19 protein-coding genes are annotated in these 20777 nt (G+C 35.1%); 13 read left to right on the top strand and 6 right to left on the bottom strand.

What is annotated here, in order from left to right:
- Positions 1-2 precede the first annotated feature (2 nt).
- From ABD792_RS15175 to ABD792_RS15200, 6 genes are all read left to right on the top strand, one after another.
- Positions 3-1187: a glycoside hydrolase family 27 protein gene (locus tag ABD792_RS15175; RefSeq protein WP_345007151.1), complete on the top strand. Its 1185-nt coding sequence runs from the start codon at positions 3-5 to the stop codon at positions 1185-1187.
- A 116-nt stretch (positions 1188-1303) separates the two neighbouring features.
- Positions 1304-3340: a family 20 glycosylhydrolase gene (locus ABD792_RS15180; protein WP_345007153.1), complete on the top strand. Its 2037-nt coding sequence runs from the start codon at positions 1304-1306 to the stop codon at positions 3338-3340.
- A 14-nt stretch (positions 3341-3354) separates the two neighbouring features.
- Entirely contained in the window at positions 3355-4005 is a 651-nt protein-coding gene (locus ABD792_RS15185; RefSeq protein WP_345007155.1) for a GDSL-type esterase/lipase family protein, read from the top strand.
- A 1-nt stretch (position 4006) separates the two neighbouring features.
- Positions 4007-4780: a creatininase family protein gene (locus ABD792_RS15190; RefSeq protein ID WP_345007157.1), complete on the top strand. Its 774-nt coding sequence runs from the start codon at positions 4007-4009 to the stop codon at positions 4778-4780.
- A gap of 106 nt (positions 4781-4886) precedes the next feature.
- Entirely contained in the window at positions 4887-6542 is a 1656-nt protein-coding gene (locus ABD792_RS15195) for an exo-alpha-sialidase (RefSeq protein ID WP_345007158.1), read from the top strand.
- A 58-nt stretch (positions 6543-6600) separates the two neighbouring features.
- Positions 6601-9231: a sodium:solute symporter family protein gene (locus ABD792_RS15200; protein WP_345007159.1), complete on the top strand. Its 2631-nt coding sequence runs from the start codon at positions 6601-6603 to the stop codon at positions 9229-9231.
- A gap of 169 nt (positions 9232-9400) precedes the next feature.
- On the opposite strand, the gene ABD792_RS15205 is transcribed toward ABD792_RS15200, so the two are convergent.
- Positions 9401-9724 (bottom strand): EthD family reductase, encoded by a 324-nt coding sequence (locus ABD792_RS15205; RefSeq protein WP_345007160.1) that lies wholly within the window; start codon positions 9722-9724, stop codon positions 9401-9403.
- 301 nt (positions 9725-10025) lie between these two features.
- Here ABD792_RS15205 and ABD792_RS15210 point away from each other — a divergent pair, with 301 nt between their 5' ends.
- Positions 10026-10553 (top strand): outer membrane beta-barrel protein, encoded by a 528-nt coding sequence (locus tag ABD792_RS15210; RefSeq protein WP_345007162.1) that lies wholly within the window; start codon positions 10026-10028, stop codon positions 10551-10553.
- Between the two features lie 82 nt (positions 10554-10635).
- Here ABD792_RS15210 and ABD792_RS15215 read toward each other — a convergent pair whose 3' ends face one another.
- Positions 10636-10896: a hypothetical protein gene (locus tag ABD792_RS15215; RefSeq protein ID WP_345007164.1), complete on the bottom strand. Its 261-nt coding sequence runs from the start codon at positions 10894-10896 to the stop codon at positions 10636-10638.
- A gap of 626 nt (positions 10897-11522) precedes the next feature.
- On the opposite strand from ABD792_RS15215, the gene ABD792_RS15220 reads away from it, so the two are divergent.
- The 6 genes from ABD792_RS15220 (at position 11523) to ABD792_RS15245 (ending at position 16524) form a co-directional block, all read left to right on the top strand.
- Complete coding sequence (locus tag ABD792_RS15220) at positions 11523-12683, top strand: DUF2652 domain-containing protein (RefSeq protein WP_345007166.1); 1161 nt, start codon at positions 11523-11525, stop codon at positions 12681-12683.
- Positions 12684-13017: 334 nt separating this feature from the next.
- Positions 13018-13431 (top strand): DsrE family protein, encoded by a 414-nt coding sequence (locus tag ABD792_RS15225; RefSeq protein WP_345007168.1) that lies wholly within the window; start codon positions 13018-13020, stop codon positions 13429-13431.
- Between the two features lie 174 nt (positions 13432-13605).
- Positions 13606-14463, top strand: a complete 858-nt coding sequence (locus ABD792_RS15230; protein ID WP_345007170.1) for a helix-turn-helix domain-containing protein — start codon at positions 13606-13608, stop codon at positions 14461-14463.
- Positions 14464-14574: 111 nt separating this feature from the next.
- Positions 14575-15702: an acyl-CoA dehydrogenase family protein gene (locus ABD792_RS15235; protein WP_345007172.1), complete on the top strand. Its 1128-nt coding sequence runs from the start codon at positions 14575-14577 to the stop codon at positions 15700-15702.
- 214 nt (positions 15703-15916) lie between these two features.
- Positions 15917-16186 (top strand): hypothetical protein, encoded by a 270-nt coding sequence (locus ABD792_RS15240; protein WP_345007174.1) that lies wholly within the window; start codon positions 15917-15919, stop codon positions 16184-16186.
- A gap of 2 nt (positions 16187-16188) precedes the next feature.
- Positions 16189-16524, top strand: a complete 336-nt coding sequence (locus ABD792_RS15245; protein ID WP_345007176.1) for a hypothetical protein — start codon at positions 16189-16191, stop codon at positions 16522-16524.
- A gap of 26 nt (positions 16525-16550) precedes the next feature.
- Here the strand turns inward: ABD792_RS15245 and ABD792_RS15250 are convergent, their stop codons facing one another.
- The 4 genes from ABD792_RS15250 to ABD792_RS15265 form a co-directional block, all read right to left on the bottom strand.
- Positions 16551-17801 carry a hypothetical protein gene (locus ABD792_RS15250; RefSeq protein WP_345007178.1) on the bottom strand — a complete coding sequence of 417 codons (1251 nt, stop codon included), beginning with the start codon at positions 17799-17801 and terminating at the stop codon, positions 16551-16553.
- 470 nt (positions 17802-18271) lie between these two features.
- Positions 18272-18628 carry an S-adenosylmethionine decarboxylase gene (locus tag ABD792_RS15255; protein ID WP_345007179.1) on the bottom strand — a complete coding sequence of 119 codons (357 nt, stop codon included), beginning with the start codon at positions 18626-18628 and terminating at the stop codon, positions 18272-18274.
- A gap of 83 nt (positions 18629-18711) precedes the next feature.
- Positions 18712-19890, bottom strand: coding sequence for a hypothetical protein (locus tag ABD792_RS15260; RefSeq protein WP_345007181.1), 1179 nt, complete (start codon positions 19888-19890; stop codon positions 18712-18714).
- A gap of 113 nt (positions 19891-20003) precedes the next feature.
- On the bottom strand, positions 20004-20765 hold the full coding sequence (locus ABD792_RS15265) for an outer membrane lipoprotein-sorting protein (protein ID WP_345007182.1): 762 nt from the start codon (positions 20763-20765) through the stop codon (positions 20004-20006).
- Positions 20766-20777 lie beyond the last annotated feature (12 nt).

Here is a 20777-nt window from a genome sequence, read left to right on the forward strand (position 1 = left end):
AAATGAAAACATTTTATTCTCTTTTAACCATTCTATTTTTATCCAGCATTAGTTACGCTCAAAAATTTGAAAATCTCGCATTAACACCTCCAATGGGATGGAACAGCTGGAATCGATTTGAGTGCGAAGGCGTTAACGAAACCGTAATTAAAGAAATGGCCGACGCCATGGTTAGTAAAGGCTTAAAAGATGCAGGCTATGAGTACATTGTTATTGATGATTGCTGGCAGATAGGACGCGATAAAAACGGGTACATTATTATTGATAAAGAAAAATTCCCTTCAGGCATTAAGGCGCTGGCTGATTATATCCATTCCAAAGGATTGAAATTTGGCATCTATTCCGATGCCGGAACAAAAACTTGTGCGGGTCGCCCCGGAAGTAAAGATTTTGAGACCCAAGACGCCGAAACTTATGCCAAATGGGACGTAGATTACCTAAAGTATGATTGGTGTTTTACCGAAGGGCAAGATGCCAAACAATCCTACAGAACCATGAGGGATGCGCTCTATAAGGCAGGTAAACCCATTGTTTTTAGCATGTGCGAATGGGGTACTAACAAACCATGGGAATGGGCACAAGACGTGGCGCATCTTTACAGAACGACTTTGGACATTGATATGAAAGGTAGGTTCGATGGTGATATTTGGGGGAATCAATTAGGGTGGACAACCATACTCGACAAACAAGTAGGTTTAGAAAAATACGCCGGTCCCGGACATTGGAACGATCCGGATATGCTGGCTGTTGGCAACAACCATATGACCACAAACGAAGCAAGAGCCCATTTTAGCATGTGGTGCATGTTGGCCGCTCCTTTAATGGCCGGTAACGATTTAAGGTCTATGACCGTAAACGACCAGGATATTTTAACAAACAAAGCCTTAATTGCAGTAAACCAAGATGCCTTAGGCAAACAAGGATTTAAAATTGAAGATTTTGGCCACTTTGAAATTTGGCAAAAGCCCCTATCAAACGGCGATATCGCACTATGTTTTTTTAATAGGGACACCAATAACAAAAAGTACAAAATCGACTGGGAGAAAATAAGAATCAAGGATTTCTCGGGAGAATATACCGTGCAAAACCTATGGAATCACAAAACTATTGGAACCACTGAAACAACGTATTTAATTGATGTTCCTGCTCGGGATGTAGTCGTGTATAGATTAACTCAAAACAAATAACCCCAATTCATTCTGGGGTCAAACCATTTTAAAAATGTCAGTTCGAGTGATTAAATCACTCGAATTGGCAAAAATTTCATCAAAATGCACAAGGGAGTTAAATAAACAGATTAACTATGAAAGCACTACAACTATTATTAGTAACTTTTATTTTTATTTTACATTCTATTTCATATTCACAATCTAATCATACAACTGCATTAGAACATAATTACCCTATCATTCCTACACCCCAAGAAATTAATTATGGTAATGAAGAAATAGAATTTAACCATATCAATATTCAATCTAATGAATTTGAAAACGAAGGCAAGTTACTATTAGCGTTTTTCAAAACAAATCAACTACAAAATAACCCCAATGGCTTATTAATTGAATTGCATAAAACGCCTATAGCAAACACCAGCAGTAATGAGGCCTACACTTTAACCATTTCAGACAAACTAGTTATTTCTGCAGCAACCTCCGAAGGCATCTTTTATGGTATCCAAACCTTAAAGCAATTATTTAGAATGCACAATGAAAAAGGCATTTTTCCTAAGGTAAAAATAACGGATTGGCCCGCATTTAAAATTCGTGGATTTATGCATGATACGGGGAGAAATTTTCAGTCGGTTGCCCAACTTAAAGAGCAAATAGAGGTACTGGCAAATTACAAATACAATGTATTTCACTGGCATTTAACCGATAATCCCGGTTGGCGTTTAGAGAGTAAAATGTACCCCGGGTTACAATCGGAAGCCGCAACAACGAGACAAAAAGGACGGTTTTATTCCCTGGAGGATTTTAACGATATTCTTACTTTTTGTAAATCCAGACACATTACTGTAATTCCCGAACTGGACATTCCCGGGCATACCGAAGCATTCAGAAAAGCGTTTCAGATAAAAACCATGAGCGATCCCAGGGTAAAACCCATACTTATAAATCTTTTTAAAGAGCTTTTAGATTGGACCAACCCCAGGGATGTGCCTTATATCCATATTGGAACCGATGAAGTTAAGGCTAATATCGAACACGTTTCTAATGAGGTGTTACTTGATATTATCAACTTGATTAAAAGTGCCGATAGAGATGTTATCGTATGGAAACAAGGCATCCAAGTGAAAGAAGACAAAACCTCAATAAATCAATTGTGGGCACAACACAAACCAAGAAAGGGGCATCGATTTATAGACTCCAGAAGTAACTATATTAATCATCTTGACCCTTTTGCTGGTATGGCCCGATTATATTTTCAACAACCTTGCCGGCAAGAACAAGGAACTGATTTAGCCCTAGGCGGCATTTTATGTGCCTGGCCAGACAATAACATTGGCCATGAACGTGATATACTAAGGCAAAATCCCATTTACCCATCTATGGTATTTTATGCCGATGCCATTTGGAAAGGCAGAACCAAAGATTATCCCGAATATTGGGCTCAACTACCGCCTAAAGACACCCCCGAATTTAATGCTTTTAAAGCCTTTGAACAAAAGGTAATTACACATAGAGATTTGTTTTTTAAGGGAAAAGAATTCCAATATATTGCACAAACTGATAACTATTGGAAACTAATCGGCCCCTTTGACCACCTGGGTGATTACCAAAAATCATTCCCGGCAGAAAAAAGTATACACACCTCTTATACAATTGACAACCAATTATTCACCTGGACAAATACTCATACTGGCGGGACGATCCATTTAAAACATTTTTTTGGTTTTCCCGCCGTTACCACTGCCAAATCAGGTACTTTCTATGCTTATACCAACATATTCTCCCCAGATGACAGAACACAAGATTTTTGGATAGGCTTTCAAGGATGGTCACGATCCGGACGCAGAGGTGGGCCAACACCCAATATTGGACAATGGCATACCACCAATCCTAAAATTTGGGTAAACAACCAGGAAATAGCGCCTCCTATATGGAAACAACCAAACTTGGGGGCAGATACGCATGAGATTCCGTTTATTGATGAAGATTATTTTTATAGAGCTCCAACGAAAATTAAACTAAAAAAAGGCTGGAATACCGTATTACTAAAAATTCCTCATGGCGAAAACTCCTGGAAATGGATGTTTACCTGTATACCTGTAAACGTTACAGAAAATGGTGTTAGAGAAGTAGACGAATTAAAATTTAGCACTACATTTGAGAATAATTAAGACTCTTTTAAATAATGAAAAAGCTCATAATCATACTTTTAATTACTACTGTTAAAATCGGATTAGCCCAAACTTATTCCGACCATTATTACAAAAGGAAAGCATTATTCGAAAGCGAACCAGATACTAAAAACGAAATTATTTTTTTAGGAAACAGTATTACTGAAGGGGGTCAATGGAAAACCCTGTTTCCAAACAGAAATGTTATCAACCGCGGTATTAGTGGTGATGTTACGGACGGTATCTTATTTAGATTAGCAGAAGTTACTTCCTCTAATCCTTCAAAAATCTTTTTAATGATCGGGACTAACGATATGGCGCGCGGAAAAAGCATTGATTATGTTATCGACGGTATTGTAAAAATCGTTTCTCAAATTAAAGAACAATCAAAAGACACAAAAATATTTTTACAAACCATACTCCCAATCAATCCAAATGTAGGCCATAAATTTTCCGGACATAAAAACAACCATCAAAAAATTATAGAGGCCAATAAACGCATAAAAGCTTTAGCAGAAACATATCATTTAACATATATCGATCTTCATAAATTTATGCGTAATCGCAAATGGCATTTAAAATCAGAGTACACTTACGACGGATTGCATCTAAGTGAAAAAGGCTATAAAAAATGGAAGAAAGTCATTAATAAATACGTCAATTAAAATGAGTAATCAGCCAAGACCCTATGTTTTAGCAGAATCGAACTGGAAACATGTAAAAGATGAGCAGTATACTGTTGCCATTTTGCCCTGGGGAGCTACCGAAGCTCACAATTATCATTTACCGTATGCCACCGACAACATTCTTGCTGAATCGGTTGCCATAGAATCCGCTGAGAAAGCCTGGAGCAATCATGCCAAGGTTATTGTACTTCCCACTATTCCGTTTGGAGTAAATACAGGGCAAATTGATGTCCCATTATGTATAAATATGAGCCCGAGCACCCAATTGGCGGTTTTAAAGGATATTGGTTTTGTTCTGAATAAACAAAACATTAATAAGTTCGTTATTGTTAATGCCCATGGTGGTAATCACTTTAAACAAATGATTCGGGAGCTTTCGATAAGCTATCCGGATGTATTTATTTGTGCTTTAGACTGGTGGAAAGTTACTGATGCGGATCATTTTTTCGATACGCCCGGAGATCATGCCGGTGAATTGGAAACGGCAGTGGTCATGCATTTAACACCCAATTTTGTGTTACCCCTCGAATTAGCAGGAGATGGAGCTGCCAAAACATTTAAGATATCAGGTTTAAAGGAAGGATGGGTTACTGCACAACGCCAATGGACCGAGGTTACAAGTGATACCGGAGTGGGAAATCCTTATAAGGCGTCTAAGGAAAAGGGAGAGAAATTCTTTGATGTGGTTACCGACAAAATAGCCCTGTTCTTCAAAGAATTACATCACGCCGATTTAAATGATATGTATGAATAAACAGGCCGTTTCCCAATTTTCAACTAGAAACTAAAATATATTTTAAATATTATGTTATACATAATACATTTTTTATTACATTTGAAGCATACAATATGCTGATAAAATGAAACTTAACTCAAAATTTGTCTTATTATTACTTTCTCTATTCGCCTTTTCATGTTCATCCTCTGCAGATGTTAAAATTGAAGAAGACCAAAATTCAACTGAAAATAATTGCAACTTAACCTCATCAAAGTCTACAACAAGCTACATTAATTATTTCAAGATAAATGACGGCACATTACTTAATCATATCTCAAACAATGTGGGTTATGAAAAAACCATTGATAATGACATAGCATTAACCTCAAACGGGTCTTACAAATTTAATTTTGGGATAGGCGATCCTACTAAAGGAAAATATAAGATTGTACATATTTGGATAGATAAAAACCAGGATGGTGATTTCAATGATCCACAAGAACTTATCTTAAGTTGGAATGGCGAAAACAGCACCAATGATCTTCAATTTTCCAATAAACCAATAGGAATTATTTCTCAGTTGGGTTCAACCTTTCTAAGAATAGTAATGAGATCATCCAATAGTCCAATTACCTCAATATCGCCTTGTAGTAATTTTAATGATGGAGAAATTGAGGACTATGCGGTTAAAATTGAACCGGCACCAGAGCCCCTTAGTGTTTTAACCCCTGAGGTCACACACGACTTATTCACAGGCAGTGGCACAACTTTTTTAACAGATGGCATTCCCCATACATTTAGGATACCGTCTTTAGTTACCACAAAAAATGGCACTTTATTAGCGATTGGCGATGGCCGGTTAAATAGTAATGCCGACGTTCCAAATAGAATAGACTTTTATATAAAGCGAAGTACCGATAACGGGACAACCTGGGGGGATAGTATTGTAATATCCAATACTATGTACGGCGGAGATGCATGTACTGTTGTTGACAAAACAACGGGAAGGATATTCCTTTTCTATGCTTATTCACAATTCAAAAATATTTTTGGATCAGATGGAGACCCAAATAGTGTAAATTGCTTAAGATCCCGTTATATTTATAGTGATGATGATGGACTAACATGGTCTGACCCTGTTGATTTAACAGCCGATTTATATAAACCTGGGGATAACTCATATTGGGCATCCGGAGGAACAGGTATTCAATTGAGAAATGGAACCTTGGTAATTCCAATAGCTATTGTAAGATCCGGTGTAATTTACGGCGGTTTATTATATAGTGCAGATCACGGTCAAACTTGGAACAGATCTGCGACAAACAGCTATGATAGGTTTGATGAAAACACAATAGTCGAGTTAAACGATGGTAGAATTATGGTAAATGCAAGAAATCATTATGGAACCTCTAACCGCTTAATAACCTATACTTCAGATTTAGGCTCAACGTGGGAACCTTACCATTTCGATTCAATATTGATTGACCCTATATGTCAGGGGCATATAACAAGGTATACTTCAACTTTGGATGGTTATGATAAAAATAGAATATTATTTAGCAATCCAGGTAATACGTCTTCAAGAAAAAATGGCACTTTAAGAATTAGTTACGATGAAGGTCAAACTTGGACGCATTCAAAATTATATCAAGAAGGCGATTCAAATTATTCATGCATAGCTATTTTACCTAATGGAAAAATAGGTGTTTTATATGAAGTCAACCATTCGCTTTTAAGGTTTAAAAGATTTAACTTGGAGGATTTAACCGATAATATGGATACTTTCATTAATAATTAAATAAATATCGATTGCTTGTTCTTTTAAACTAATAATTGACACATATAATTCTTCGAGAATGAACAAAACTAAAAAAACCGCAAAATTAATACTTGCTATTTTATTCATTACGCTTTCCTATAGTCAAGAACCAAATCACAAAATAGTTGTTACTGACTTGCAAAGTTTACCCGCCGAAAATAATACAGCCAAATCTCATGGCTATGCAGGCATGATAGGAGGGCAACTAGGAGAAGTGACTATAGCTGCCGGAGGCGCCAATTTTCCAAATGGATTACCTTGGAAGGGAGGAAAAAAAGTATGGAGCGACAATATTTATATTCTTGAAAGCAATATATGGCGCTTATCTAAAACTAAATTACCAATACCTCTTGCTTATTCTGCCTCAGTTGCCTTAGAAAATGGGATTTTATGTATTGGCGGCAATAATTCAACAACTACTATCAATAAGGTTTGGCTTTTAACGTACAATAAAAACATTAAAGATGTAGAAATAGCGGAATACCCCTCACTACCAGAACCTCTGGCCTTTTCAGCTGCAATTAAAGATGAAGATTTTGTTTATGTAGTTGGTGGAAAAAATGCAAAAGCTACAACGAACTCATTTTACAGATTAAACTTAAAAGACAAACAAAAATGGGAAAAACTATCAAGCTTTCCCGGGATGCCCAGAGCTTTACATTGTATTGCTATTCAAGAAACCTCCTCCAATAAAAAGTTATTTCTAATAGGTGGAAGAAATCAGATTGAAGGTAAAAAATCACAAACGCCAACTAACTATTTATCTTATGATCTTAAAGAACATATTTGGAATGACGAAGGGAATCTTACCATAAATGGGGCCCCCAGGGTTTTAATGGGTGCTTCTGCAGAAGCTAAAGGCTCAATGCATATAACTGTTTATGGAGGAAGCGATGACCTTCTTTTTAACGAGCTTGAAAATATTTCACTGCAATTAGGTGTAACTACAAACGATTCTATTGCTAAAGTCTTAACCAACAGAAGAAATGAAATTCTTGATAATCATCCAGGGTTTTCAAAGGAAGTTTTGGCATATAATACCATTACCAATAAATGGTTTGTTTATGATAGTTTAGAAACAACGCTTCCAGTAACCGCATTAGCATTTAAGAACAATGACGATTTTGTAATTGTTTCAGGAGAAGTGTCTCCGGGGATTCGCACTCCCAAGGTGCACACATTTCAAACAGACAATGAGTCACATACTTTTGGAGTGGTAAACTATAGTGTGCTTGTATTGTATTTATTAATATCGGTGTTAATAGGCTTATATTTCGCACGCAAACAAAAATCTACTGAAGATTATTTTACCGGTGGTGGCCGTATTCCATGGTGGGCTTCTGGTTTAAGCGTTTTTGGAACATTACTTAGTGCTATTACCTTTATGGCAATACCCGCCAAGTCTTTCACAACAGACTGGTCATTCTTTTTTCTTAATATCACAGCTATTCTGATAACGCCGGTAATCGCCTTTATCTTTATTCCTTTTTTTAATAAGTTAAAAATAAAAACTGCATACCAATACTTAGAAGATAGGTTCAACTATACAGCTCGTGCTTTTGGAAGTTTATCGTTTATTCTATTCCAGTTGGGAAGAATAGGCATTGTACTTTTATTACCTGCTTTAGCAATTTCAATTGTCACCGGAATTCCAGTTGAAGCCAGCATATTAATAATGGGTATACTATGCATTATTTATACTGCTTTTGGTGGTATTGAAGCGGTAATATGGACAGATGTTATGCAAGTAATTGTTCTTATGGGGGGTAGTATTTTAACAGTAATATGGATTCTAATACATACTGAAACTTCATTTGATAATATGATGTCTTACGCTTTAGAACGAAACAAATTTAATGTTGCCAATATGGAACTCAACTTTACAGAATCAACGTTCTGGGTAGTATTTATAGGCGGACTGGCATCAGCAATGGTTACTCAAGGAACTGATCAAACTATTGTACAACGTTTTTTAACAAGCAATAATATTAAAGACTCTCAAAAAACCTTATATACAAATGCCGTTTTAACATTACCTGCTACTATTATATTTTTTGGTATTGGGACACTTTTGTTCATATTTTATAGTGAAATGCCTGCTGCTCTTTCGCCATCCATTTCCAATAACGATTCTATCTTTCCTTGGTATATTGTCAAAGAATTACCAATAGGAATTTCAGGATTATTGGTAGCTGGGATATTTTCAGCCGCTATGTCCAGTATTAGTAGCAGTTTAAATTCTGTATCCACAGCCTATTGTAATGATTTTCATGTTCATTTTAAACCTGAATTATCCGATCTTAAACTCTTAAGAATTGCAAGGATCGCTACAATAATAACAGGTTTAATAGGTTTACTTCTAGCGCTATGGATGGCTAATTCGAATATTAAATCCCTATGGGATCAATTTTACCGCTTTTTAGGTCTTTTTACTGGTGGTTTGGGAGGAATGTTTCTTCTGGGAATGCTTACCAAAAAAGCAAATACGACTGGAACCTTGTTGGGCTTATTATTCAGTGCTGTTTTAATATGGTATATTAGTGTTTTTACGGATATTAACTTTTTAATGTATTCCTTCTTTGGAGTAGTCTCTTGCTTTTGTTTTGGTTATCTGTTTAGTTTGATTATCGGGAGTAAACCTTCTAATTTTATAGCTATTAAAAAGTAGCTGTTATTAGTTAAAATTTAGCTACAAGACCAACAATTGTTCAGCCTGTTTATTGGAAACAGGTGTTTTTATTTGATCTCAAATAGAATGCAAATACTCAATTTAAGGTTAAGCTTTACTGAGGTGGTTACCTGGTTGTTTTTTTAAAATATCTTTCAGGATTTTTACATCAAATCAGCACCTCACTGATTTGTATAACGGGCTCAATATTGGTATAATTAGGTATGTCTCCCATTATTTTATCCGCATTCGGACCGAAGGAGTTTTCGAATGATTCCACGGTCTCAAAATATATATTCCCCATTGCTACATAGGTTGCTTCCTGATTCGGAGCTCCTCCGCCCAAACCTTTCTCAACGGTAGCCCCTATAACCGCATCGCCTAACAAGCCAGCAACCATGGGGACGTGCTTATTACAATAGTAATCCATATCAAATGTTTTTCCTTGTCCATTTGGATAAAGGACACTTACTTTTATTGTTCCTCTTTTCATAATAAATACACTTTAATTGTTTAACTTAAAAACATGTTATCGGTTGTTGCAGAGCAACCCTCACTCTATACGTAATAGTTAGCTTCAAACCTTAAAACAGGTTCAAAAGGTTTAAAGAAAGATACGAAAATTAGCTCACAAAGAAGAGCATACGTTATTTAAAAACGCTTATAATGAGACCAATACTCAGAAGCACCCTCAAAAAACATCCTATGAATCACCAATAAATATTCAAAAAAACATTAAATTAGGGTTTTGCCTTCACGTCTATTTTACTTTCCCTACATAAACTTCTGGAAAGATGAAACATTTTAGCAGATTGTTTGTAATAGTCATTTTGGTTCTGGCATCTTGTCATTCTATAAATGCACAGAAAGGTTTTAGGATTGAAGCCAATATAGGCCCCGCTTTGGGCGAATCGCGAGATTACCACACCTTCGCATTACAAGGTAATTTGTATTACCTCTTTCAGGTAACAGACAATATAGATCTAGGAATAACATCAGGATTCCTTTTGTATTTAGGCGATAATACTGACGATACTGCGCCTTTATTTTCATCAATTCCCGATGGCTACATTCCCATTGCATTAGCAGGGAGGATCGACCTTTCAAAAGCAGTCTCCGTTGGTCTCGACACCGGGTTATCGGTTAATATTGATGAGGACACTGGTTTTTATTTTCGTCCATTACTGATGTATCACATAAAAGAAAAGCTATCACTTGTAGCATCTTACATCCATATCAATGAAAAAGGAGGTGGAGACTTTATAATAGAAAACAAATATACCGCAGCAGCTTTAATGATAGGTTTAAACTTTGGTTTTTGATATTACTATAAAACCCTGTAACGCCTAACATCTTAATTCAAAAAGCCCCCACTTACTACTCATTGGGTGGGGTGCCTTCACACTAATGCTTTCCCTTTTTCTTATGGCTATTATTATGCTTTTTCCCCGGTCCTTTTCCTTTCTTTGAACCTGCATTGTGTTTTAATTGATGAAATTCAGCAGAACCCGGTTTGATACCAAGTTCTTTGGCAATAACTCCCCCGCCCCTTGACTTATGCGTCCTGTAAACTGTCAAAACTCTGTCTAAAGACACCCTGGCAATCTTCGCAACCTCTAATGAGAAGTAGATCTCACCGGGTATCATTCCGAGACTTACAGTCATATAATTCAATTTTTTTCAGAAACATTATATGACACATGCATCTCTTTATTAAACAGATTTAGATCCAGTCGCGCCTGGGTATTTATATTTTGTAAATCTGAATCTAATTGCACACTCCCTGTATTAAAGGTAATTTGAGCCGGTACTAAATAAAAACTAAATGAAAAAATGACTAAAAACAGGTATTTCATGGTATTTGATTTGGGTTAACATAATTATCTACGATAAAATTTCAAATTTAGACTGAGTTTCCTCCTATTTTTTTCAGAGAATAAGCCCCGTAAAATGTTTAATGCTTCCTTACTATGTTCAGAAATAAATCCTTTAAGTTCTTTTTTGAAAATAAAAGCCATAAATATATTACTTGATAGCCGGAATTAACAATTCTGTTTCTCAATTTATTTCGCTATATTTATAGTTGCTTTAATAGCCTATGCCCCTTTTTAAGATCTTATTATGGGGGTATGTACTATATAGTTGTAAGCACATCTTCATTTATAAAAATTTGGTTTTCGTGATATCTAAACTTTAAAGTATCAAATAGCACATAAAACCCAATTACATTGCTTCAAATTTAAATTACAATAACACTGTAAATCAGGTAACTCATTTAAAATTTGAGCATTATGAAATCAACCAACAATTCTTCAGCTGAACCAACACTCTTATTTATTCCTGATATTAGCGGCTTTACCAAGTTTGTTCACGAAACCGAAATATCCCATAGTGAGCATATTATAAAAGAACTGCTTGAAACACTTATTGACGCTAATGAAATGGATCTTCAAGTATCTGAAGTGGAAGGTGATGCGATCTTGTTTTATAGAAAAGGTAAAAAGCCTACGGCCGCCGAAACCTTAGCTCAAGTACAACGAATGTATATTAAATTTCATACCTGCCTGAGAACCTATGAATCGCAGCGTATATGCCAATGTGGCGCCTGTGCCAATTCTGATGGCTTAAGCTTAAAATTTATCATTCACTATGGAAATATCTCTATTAATCAGGTAAAAACCCAATCCAAACTGTTTGGAAGCGATTTAATCGTAGCACACCGCCTTATGAAAAATGACGTTCCATTAAAAGAATATGTTTTAATTACAGATCAACTTATAGATGCTTGCGCCTCTTGGGTTGAAATTGATCAGGTAGCCTGGGCTGCACCAAATCACGGTAACGGTCATTACGATTTTGGTGACATTAAATATTGTTATTTACCCTTAGCGCCTTTGGAATCTCATATTCCTCAACCGAGTATTGAAGATTACGCCACCGATTCAAACATGCGTCAAATTCTTTCCGTAGAATCCGTAATAACCGCACCTATAGAACTAGTATTTGATGTGGTCTCGGATGTTAATGCAAAACACCTTTGGGTACTAAATGTTAAGGGAAGTGACAAGACAAATGGCAAGATCGTCAAAAACGGCAGTACCCATAGATGCATTATGAATGAAGATGAAAACGATCCCTTTTTCACCTCTCATAGTTTTGAAATAAGCAAAGATCTTATCATCTGGATAGACACCAACCACACGCACGAAGCCAATATGGTAGTTACGCTTCGTCGTATTGGAAACCGCCTTACCAGAACAAATCTAACTGTGTTAAAAAAGATAAATCCTTTAAAAAAAATACTTTTCAATTTATTCATGAAAAAAGGTTTTGTTCAATTCTATGACACCTCCTTAAAAAAACTAAATGTATACTGTCAGGATTTACAGAAAAAAGGTCTAAAACATTCTTCCGGTATTTTACTAGAACCCGCAGGTAAGCCAGTGGCCTAGGCCTAAACAAGGATATCCCACATCCTACAAATTATATAATGTTAATGTATTTATTATTGTGCTTTTACCACATATACAAAAGGATAGGCTAAACTCATTGTCATGCATGCAGGAATCCCATTAGTCTCCGGCAGTCTGTACTCAACATAGATTTGCATACCTTAAATCGTTAAATCCTTTGCTTAATTATTTCACAAAAAGTATTGTTAAATATATTGAAGAGAACCTATCATATTACTATGATGACTTCAAAATCAAAACAATGAACTTTTAAGCAAAATTCCCCGTACATCTTTGCTATTTCTTTGCATCGAACCATTAAAACTTTAAGGTCATGAAAAACATTTTAGCAGGTATCATTTTAACTTTTACCCTTTTTAGCACTAATGCACAAGACACGAACCAAAGAATTATTATTGATGTAACCAGCACAAATTTTAAGGTATATCAATCTGTATTACTCACATTAAAAATTATGACTGCAAGTCACCCGAACACTCAGTTTGATGTCATCGCTTACGGAGAAGCAGTTCCGATGATGATGAAAAACCGATCGGTTGTTGCCGATCAAATATTAAAGTACCAAAACAATGATAACATTACATTTACGGCATGTGAAGTAAGTATGTCCCTATTCAATATTAAAAGAGAACAACTTTTAGATGGTATTCTTACTGTTGAAAACGCCATAGACGAAATAGTAAAGAAACAAGAAAAAGGGTGGGGATACATTAAATCGGGGATCTAAATACCCGTTCACATATGAAAAAAAATCATATATTCTGGTAATTTTAATACAATTGTAGTCCATTCCTTTTCCATACACACCTTTTTTATTTATGAAATTTAATACTTAAATTTGTTTCAAAGCCCTTTATTATCCCCAAAAATAATACTATCCTAAACTCCCTTAAAATAATAAATGGATAACTTATTTGAAAGCATAAAGGAAAGTTTGGTCTTTAACAAGTTCGCATTAGACGAACTTGTTTGCGTAGAATATACCTGTGGCGTTGTAGATGAAGAAGTTGGTATTTACACACAGTCTGATTATATTATCTATGTTTTAAGTGGCAAAAAGACCTGGCGTACTATTGAAGACGAGTGGCTCATGGAGGCTGGTCAAACCATATTTGTAAAAAAGGGAGCCGCTATTGTTCGTCAGTTTTTCGATGATGATTTTTGCATGTTCGGGTTCTTCCTTCCAGACGACATTATTCGTGAAGCTCTTAAAGATGTTATCCATAACGTTCCGATTAACAACCAAATCGATGTCCATCAATTTACCGCCACTAAACTGTTACCGAAAGATTATATAAATGATTTTATTCGGTCCATGTACCCTTATTTTAGGGATAAAAAGGAACCGCCGGAAGCTATTCTTAGATTAAAATTAAAAGAGCTCTTGATAAACATATTATATAATTGTGAAAACGATCTCTTGGTCTCTTATTTAAAATCGGTCACTGTTAACCCCGAACCGTCACTTACCCATATCATGGAGACCAATTTTACGTTCAATTTAAAGTTAGAAGAGTTTGCCAAAATGTGTCATCGCAGTCTCTCGAAATTTAAAAGAGATTTCTTTAACCATTACAATACCACCCCTGGCAAATGGCTATCCAATAAACGCCTGGAGCATGCTGCAGGCTTGTTGCTAAACTCCAATTCTAATATTACTCAAGTTGCCTTTGAATGTGGTTTTGAAGATGTTTCGCACTTTAGCAGAGCATTTAAAGATAAATTTGGAATGAGCCCCAGCAGCTATTTAAAAGCCTGAATTAGTAATTTATACAGCCCTGAACTTTTAAAACCAGCTTTTAAACTTTTTAGCAAAGCATCATGATGACGATTCAGCGAAATTTGCTGTAATAATTTAATCTTAAAAATCATGTCATCACAAACACTTCAACATTCCGACTGGCAACTATTAACCAAGCACATTGGTAATGATTTTGCCCAACGTGCCCTAGATTATGATTTAGAAGGCTCCTTTGTAAAAGAAAACTACAATCAACTTAGGGAGCACAAATTCTTTTCAGCTGCCATTCCCAAAGAATTAGGAGGTGGCGGTTTATCACATTCTGAGATGTGTCAAATTATCAAGACTATTGCTCACTACTGTAGCTCTACCGCTCTATCCTTTTCAATGCACCAACATTTAATTGCTGCCGCAGTATGGAAATACAAACACCAAAACGTTGGTAAAGAAATACTTCGTAACATAGCCAAAAATGAACTTATACTTATTAGTACGGGAGCACGGGATTGGTTAGGATCTAATGGCGAATTAAAAAAAACCAAAGGCGGTTATTTATTTTCAGGCACCAAGCATTTTGCCAGTCAATCTGCAGGAGGTGACCTTGTTGTTACCAGCGGCACCTATTTAAACCATAATACAGACTGGGATGTACTACACTTTACAGTTCCAATGGCATCGAATGGTGTTTCAATTTTAGACAATTGGGACGTTATGGGAATGCGGGGAACAGGATCTAATTCTATTGTTTTTGACAATGTTTTTGTACCTGAATCGGCCATCACATTGTCCAGACCAAAAAATGAATTTCATCCCGTTTGGCATGTCGTTTTAACAGTGGCCGTGCCCTTAATAATGGCAACCTACGTTGGCATAGCCGAGAAAGCAAAAGCGATTGCCATTGAAAAAGGTAAAAAATACCATCGTAATCAAGATCATATAGCGACGCTTATTGGTCGTTTAAATAATACTTTGTTAAGCGCTCAAACGGAATGGAAAGCCATGTATGCACTTACAAACGAATTTGATTTTAGTCCTAATGAATCCACTACTGTAGACATTTTAACCCATAAAACAAACGTTGGTGAGGCGGCAAAAAAGACAGTAGCATATGCTATGGAAGCTATAGGTGGGCAAAGTTTCTATCGTGCTAATATTTTAGAACGCTTGTTTAGAGATGTGCAAGCCTCTCCTTTTCATCCTTTGCCCAAATGGGAACAATATGCCTTTACCGGAAAGCGCTTATTAGAGGCTAATTAATATTCCTGAAACTTTAAGATCGGTCCATTAATGAAACATAAAGTAAGTTCGAGCAATAGCAGAAGAGCCTCTAAAAAGAAACATTAATTCGCTTTCTTAGTTACAATCTTTCCCCTTGTTTACCCGTCCCTTCATCTCGTGCTGGGAATAAAGCATTCAAACCTTTATACCACCTACATTTTTAAAGTATTAAATAAACATTAAACAATGCATTATGAATTTAGAAAACATTTATATCGACGAACTCATTGTTATGCGTGAAAAAGCAAGACAATCAAAAAATTACAAATTATCGGATAACATAAGGGACTTTTTAGACAGCAAACATGTATTCGTTTTTGATACACCTAATGCGCAGGTAGTCTATCACAGAACAACAGGATCACGCGAAGATCTCATCAATGAGTTGAAAAAAGAACAACGGGCCCAAAAGCTATTTGATGCCTGGTTGTATTCTGTAAACAAAACTTTAAAAGCATCTTAATCATGAAAACTTTTAAAAATGCATTCTATAAAAACCGGCTAAAGGCATTTATTCTAACCTATTGTGCCAAGGCAAACTACACCTGTACAAGCCAAGAAACGGAATTTATTAAGTCCAGAACAAACATTGATAATTTAGATCACATTCACTGTGAAATAAATAAACATAACGACTATCAAATCATTCAAAAAATAGTGCATGGTATTAATAAATACGGTTACACTAAAAATGAGATAGAAAGCCTGCTCAATGAGATGAAGGAAATGATTGAAATTAGTAGTGACTATAATTTATTAAAACAGAATACCTACAGAGGATTAAAATATATTCTAAGGTGACATATTAAAACTGTAAAACTCCTTTATTAGTAATAATCAATCGTTCTTTCTATTAGCATATAAAGAGGTTCATTTTTTTCGCTATCTGAAAGCACACAGGTTATCCAATTTCCTTCGGGATCATAAGTATATTGAGCTGTAAACTCTGATACTTTTTTATCCTTTTTAAATAATGCATGGCTTATATGATTGCCTTTTTCATTATAGATGTCTATAGATTTTCGTTTCTCTCCTTCTACTATCATTTCCATTAATTGATGATCTGTATTAAAAATTTTAGTGGTAGTATACTCTAAAGCGCCCTTATCGTCATAGTCGTAAATAACATGCTTTTCATTGTTATCCACATACTCATGCGCTCTCTTAAATGTTTTTATACTGCCTTTAATTTTCAAAAACCCTGCTTTACTTGGCATTTGTTCCACAATCTTAATTTCCTCTTTTATTTTATCTCCTTCTGTATATTTATACTTCCAAGTCGTCATGCTCTTATCAAACATTTTCATTGGTGGGATACCCTTTTGTAACGCTCTTTTCTCTAAAATCTGTTTTTTATTTTTCAATAGACCATTTTCCAAATATTCATATTCCAATTGAACAGCGATGGTGTCAATAGTTTTAGGATCTAAAGGACCTATTTGCGTGGTATCGACATACATATATTTCTCTTTCAATAAACTACCCCTTTCATCAAATAATTCAAAATGATGGTTGTTTTTAAGTGCAATATTATCATATTCTGCGAGCTGCAAATCAGCTGTTGTATCATCATTTGAAAGATAATATCTGTGATAATCTTCGTCGGTAAGATCCCTGCTTAAATATTTATAAAATATTTTTTTAAACCATCCCTTGATTGGAACAGACCGTTTATTCCATCTCGTTTTTTCAAGACGTCCCAAAGAATCATAGGTCATTTTTAATACGATACTATCATTTAATTCAAACATTGTCATCACAGCCTTAACTACATTTTGATTTTCATCGTAGTAATAATTATCTTTTAAATAATACGCTCCCTTATTGTTAGGATAGTATATTTCTGTTGCCAAACCACGCTCATTATACACTATTTTTCCTGTAAAAAAGTTTTCTCTAATTGGGTAATCTGACCTTATTTTAAAAACAGGCTTTTCTTTGATAATTTGTCCATTTGTTACTTCAACTTTAAAAAGTTTGGCATCAATACTTTTTATTTGGCTTTCGTTATTTGCAGCTTGGGACCAAGAAGCCAGACCCACTAATGTTAACATCCATATAAATAATAAACTTTTCATTATTCTTAAGTTAAGTGAAATTATTGTTTTAAGAAATTGGCATTTAAAAATTTATGGTAAATAGAACAATGCACCGGTTTCTGAAAAGTTCAAAAAACAACACAGCTAGTCCATTTTTGTCTTAAGGATAAACTCCTAGGTTTATGTACTATCCTTATTTCAAATTTCCAACTTCGACTAAGTAATTTAATCCTTAAAATGATTTTACGAAATGATTTATATCATTTAGCTGCGCTAATTTTCAATGAAGACAAAACAACTAAACATTAAAATATCATTAGTAAAATTATTCTTGTAGTATTCAGATGTTTAATTGCTTCGGGAGTTAACAATTAGAAGAAAACCTTGAGAATTATCATCAAGTAGCCATAATTCACCGGTATTTACAAAACACCAAAAGTTCTATAACTTGTAAAATGTATTCTATCCCAACAAAAGTACTCGAGCTCTAACACGTAATCAAAATGGCACTAAAATGCCTTTGACTCCATTTTATTAATATCAAAAAATTCCTTTGTAGCATTTAAAGCTATGTTATTATCAAATCCCTTACATGTATATATAATTATTGACAAAAATTTCTCCGATGACCAATAATACAAGGAAATTCCAGAATCAATTAAAGGCACAAAAGCATCGTACCCTTGATTTTCCTCCTTGCCATCTCCGCCTGGTGAAAAAATTATAGGTTGTCCATACATTCTTAAATGCAATGTTTTTGTGATTTCTTTAAAATAGTGTTCAATTAATAATTTATCTACTATTTCATTAAAAAACCCTTCCATAAGGAGTCTTTGTCTTGTAATGGTTGGTGCTAAATCTTTCATATATACTATTTTAAAATTGAACGTCTAACCAGATATTTTTAATTTAATTCCCAAATGAGTCCTTAGTAAAGGAGCTAAATGATTTAGAAATACTTCATAATGGTAAGTCCTATAAAACTATCATTTCTAAAATTCGACAAAAAAGTCTCATCTTCGGCAATACTACTAAAAAATCGCCCTTCTAATTCAAGCTTCATTGTACTTCCAATTCTTCTTGAGGCTTCAACCCCTATTATTTTACTACTTTTTCCTAAATCGCTTATTACTCCTAACAAAATGGAGGTATCCTGAACATCATTAAATGCGATTCTTGAGCCCACAAATATGTCGTTTTGCAAGGCATTTAACGCAAACTCATTCCGGTCATCAAAAAGATACTCACAAATCAAACCAATATCAACCCCTAAACTTTTTATATTACTAACAGTATACTCTAAACCAGCCGTTAAAGCCATGACTCTTTGAAGCTTTCCAGATCTGTAAATAGATTCCAATTTCCACATGAAGGCATTTTTGGTTATTTGCAGATCGAGACCCACTTGATGAATAATAGGATAAATTGCTCTAATGCCTACTTCGCTACTCAATTGTAGTAGAGGCTCCCTTCCCGTACCATAAAAATAAGACACTCCTAAATCTAAGCTATTAAAGCTGTTACTATACCTTATGGCAATATCCTGATGCCATTCTTTAGCAGCGCTTTCATATAGTACATTATTAGTACTTACGATTATTGGAAATCTAAATCGTCCTTTCTCTCCTGGCAAGGTTCGCTTTCTATGATACGGCAAATAGAAAAAATCCAAAGTACCCTGCCTGGTATTTATTGAAAACTGCAAAAGGGGTTGACCCAGTTTTTCTTCGCCATCAAAACTCTCAATAGCATCGGTTTGATTTATAATATCTACCAGATGATTACTTTCTGTAACGCCCCAGAATACTTTCTTCAGGCCAATGCTCAACTCCCAATTTCTTTTCACCTTAAGAAAATAGAATTCCCTAAAATCGAAATGTGTCCTTTCTTTATCCCGGTCAAATCTAACAAACCCTTCTACATTTAAACTAGTATCATCGGCATTCCATTCAAAGGTATATCTTGGCCTAAGTGCAACTGATGGAAAATAATTATTCTGTCCATCGAAAGAAGGGTCTTCCATAAAATACCTGTTTTCCAATTCAACATCCAAATCTAAGGTATGATTGGACAAATCAATTCCCTTCCTTTTTTGAGCATGACCCAAATTCAGAAAAGCGACTATCATTATAACTATTAAACTGAATTGCATTTTAAAAACATTTACAAGAAATTGGGAACTTAATTGCAGTCCCCAATTTCAATAATCAACCAACTAATTAAAATCTGAGCAGCATGATTTTAACTTCTTTTTAAAGCATTTTGGGTAAAGTCTTCATCAGTTAAATTACTATCAAAATCATAGTTTAAAAACTCCAACAGGGTTTCCTTTTTACTTTGATGATTAACCATATTAAGACGAGATGCTCTCCAATATTTTCCTTTATAAATATTATAATTGCTATAGATTAGCGTTTTTAACAGCGCATTCTTTCGGTCATAGAATTCAATTTTTTCTATACGGTAACCGGCATCCTTATTATAGTTGACCACTCTTCTGGTATAACCTGATTTTGGATCGACCGGATATTGCTCAACCACCAAAAGATGCTCATCTTCTTTCAAAAATTTATAGGTATACTTCTCGACTTCTTGGGATGACAGATCTTCATAGGCAAACTCGCTACCTACAAAGGGACCTGATTTGTTATTGGATGAAATACGCTTCACCCTTTTAATTGATGGTAAATACAACCATTGGTCGTCTGCCCCTACCTTATGTGTGTAAGTTAAGGTAGACGTTCCCTTAACATCTTTAGGACTACTAAAAACAATTAAGGATTTATCTCCGTCTTCAACCAACTCGAGGGTACTAACTTCTAAAGCACGTTCACTCACCTGTCCGTTCTTATTCTTTAAGACCATTTTTAATGTGGAAGTAGAACTCCTAAATCCAAGATCAGCTCTTTCAGCTGCTTTTGCTATCTCTAAACCTCTATCCTGTGCTTGAATTGCATTATAAATGACAAGCGATAGAACTACTGTTAATAAAACATTTTTCATTTTTTTTTCGTT

This window comes from Snuella lapsa, assembly GCF_039539345.1.
GTDB lineage: Bacteria > Bacteroidota > Bacteroidia > Flavobacteriales > Flavobacteriaceae > Snuella > Snuella lapsa.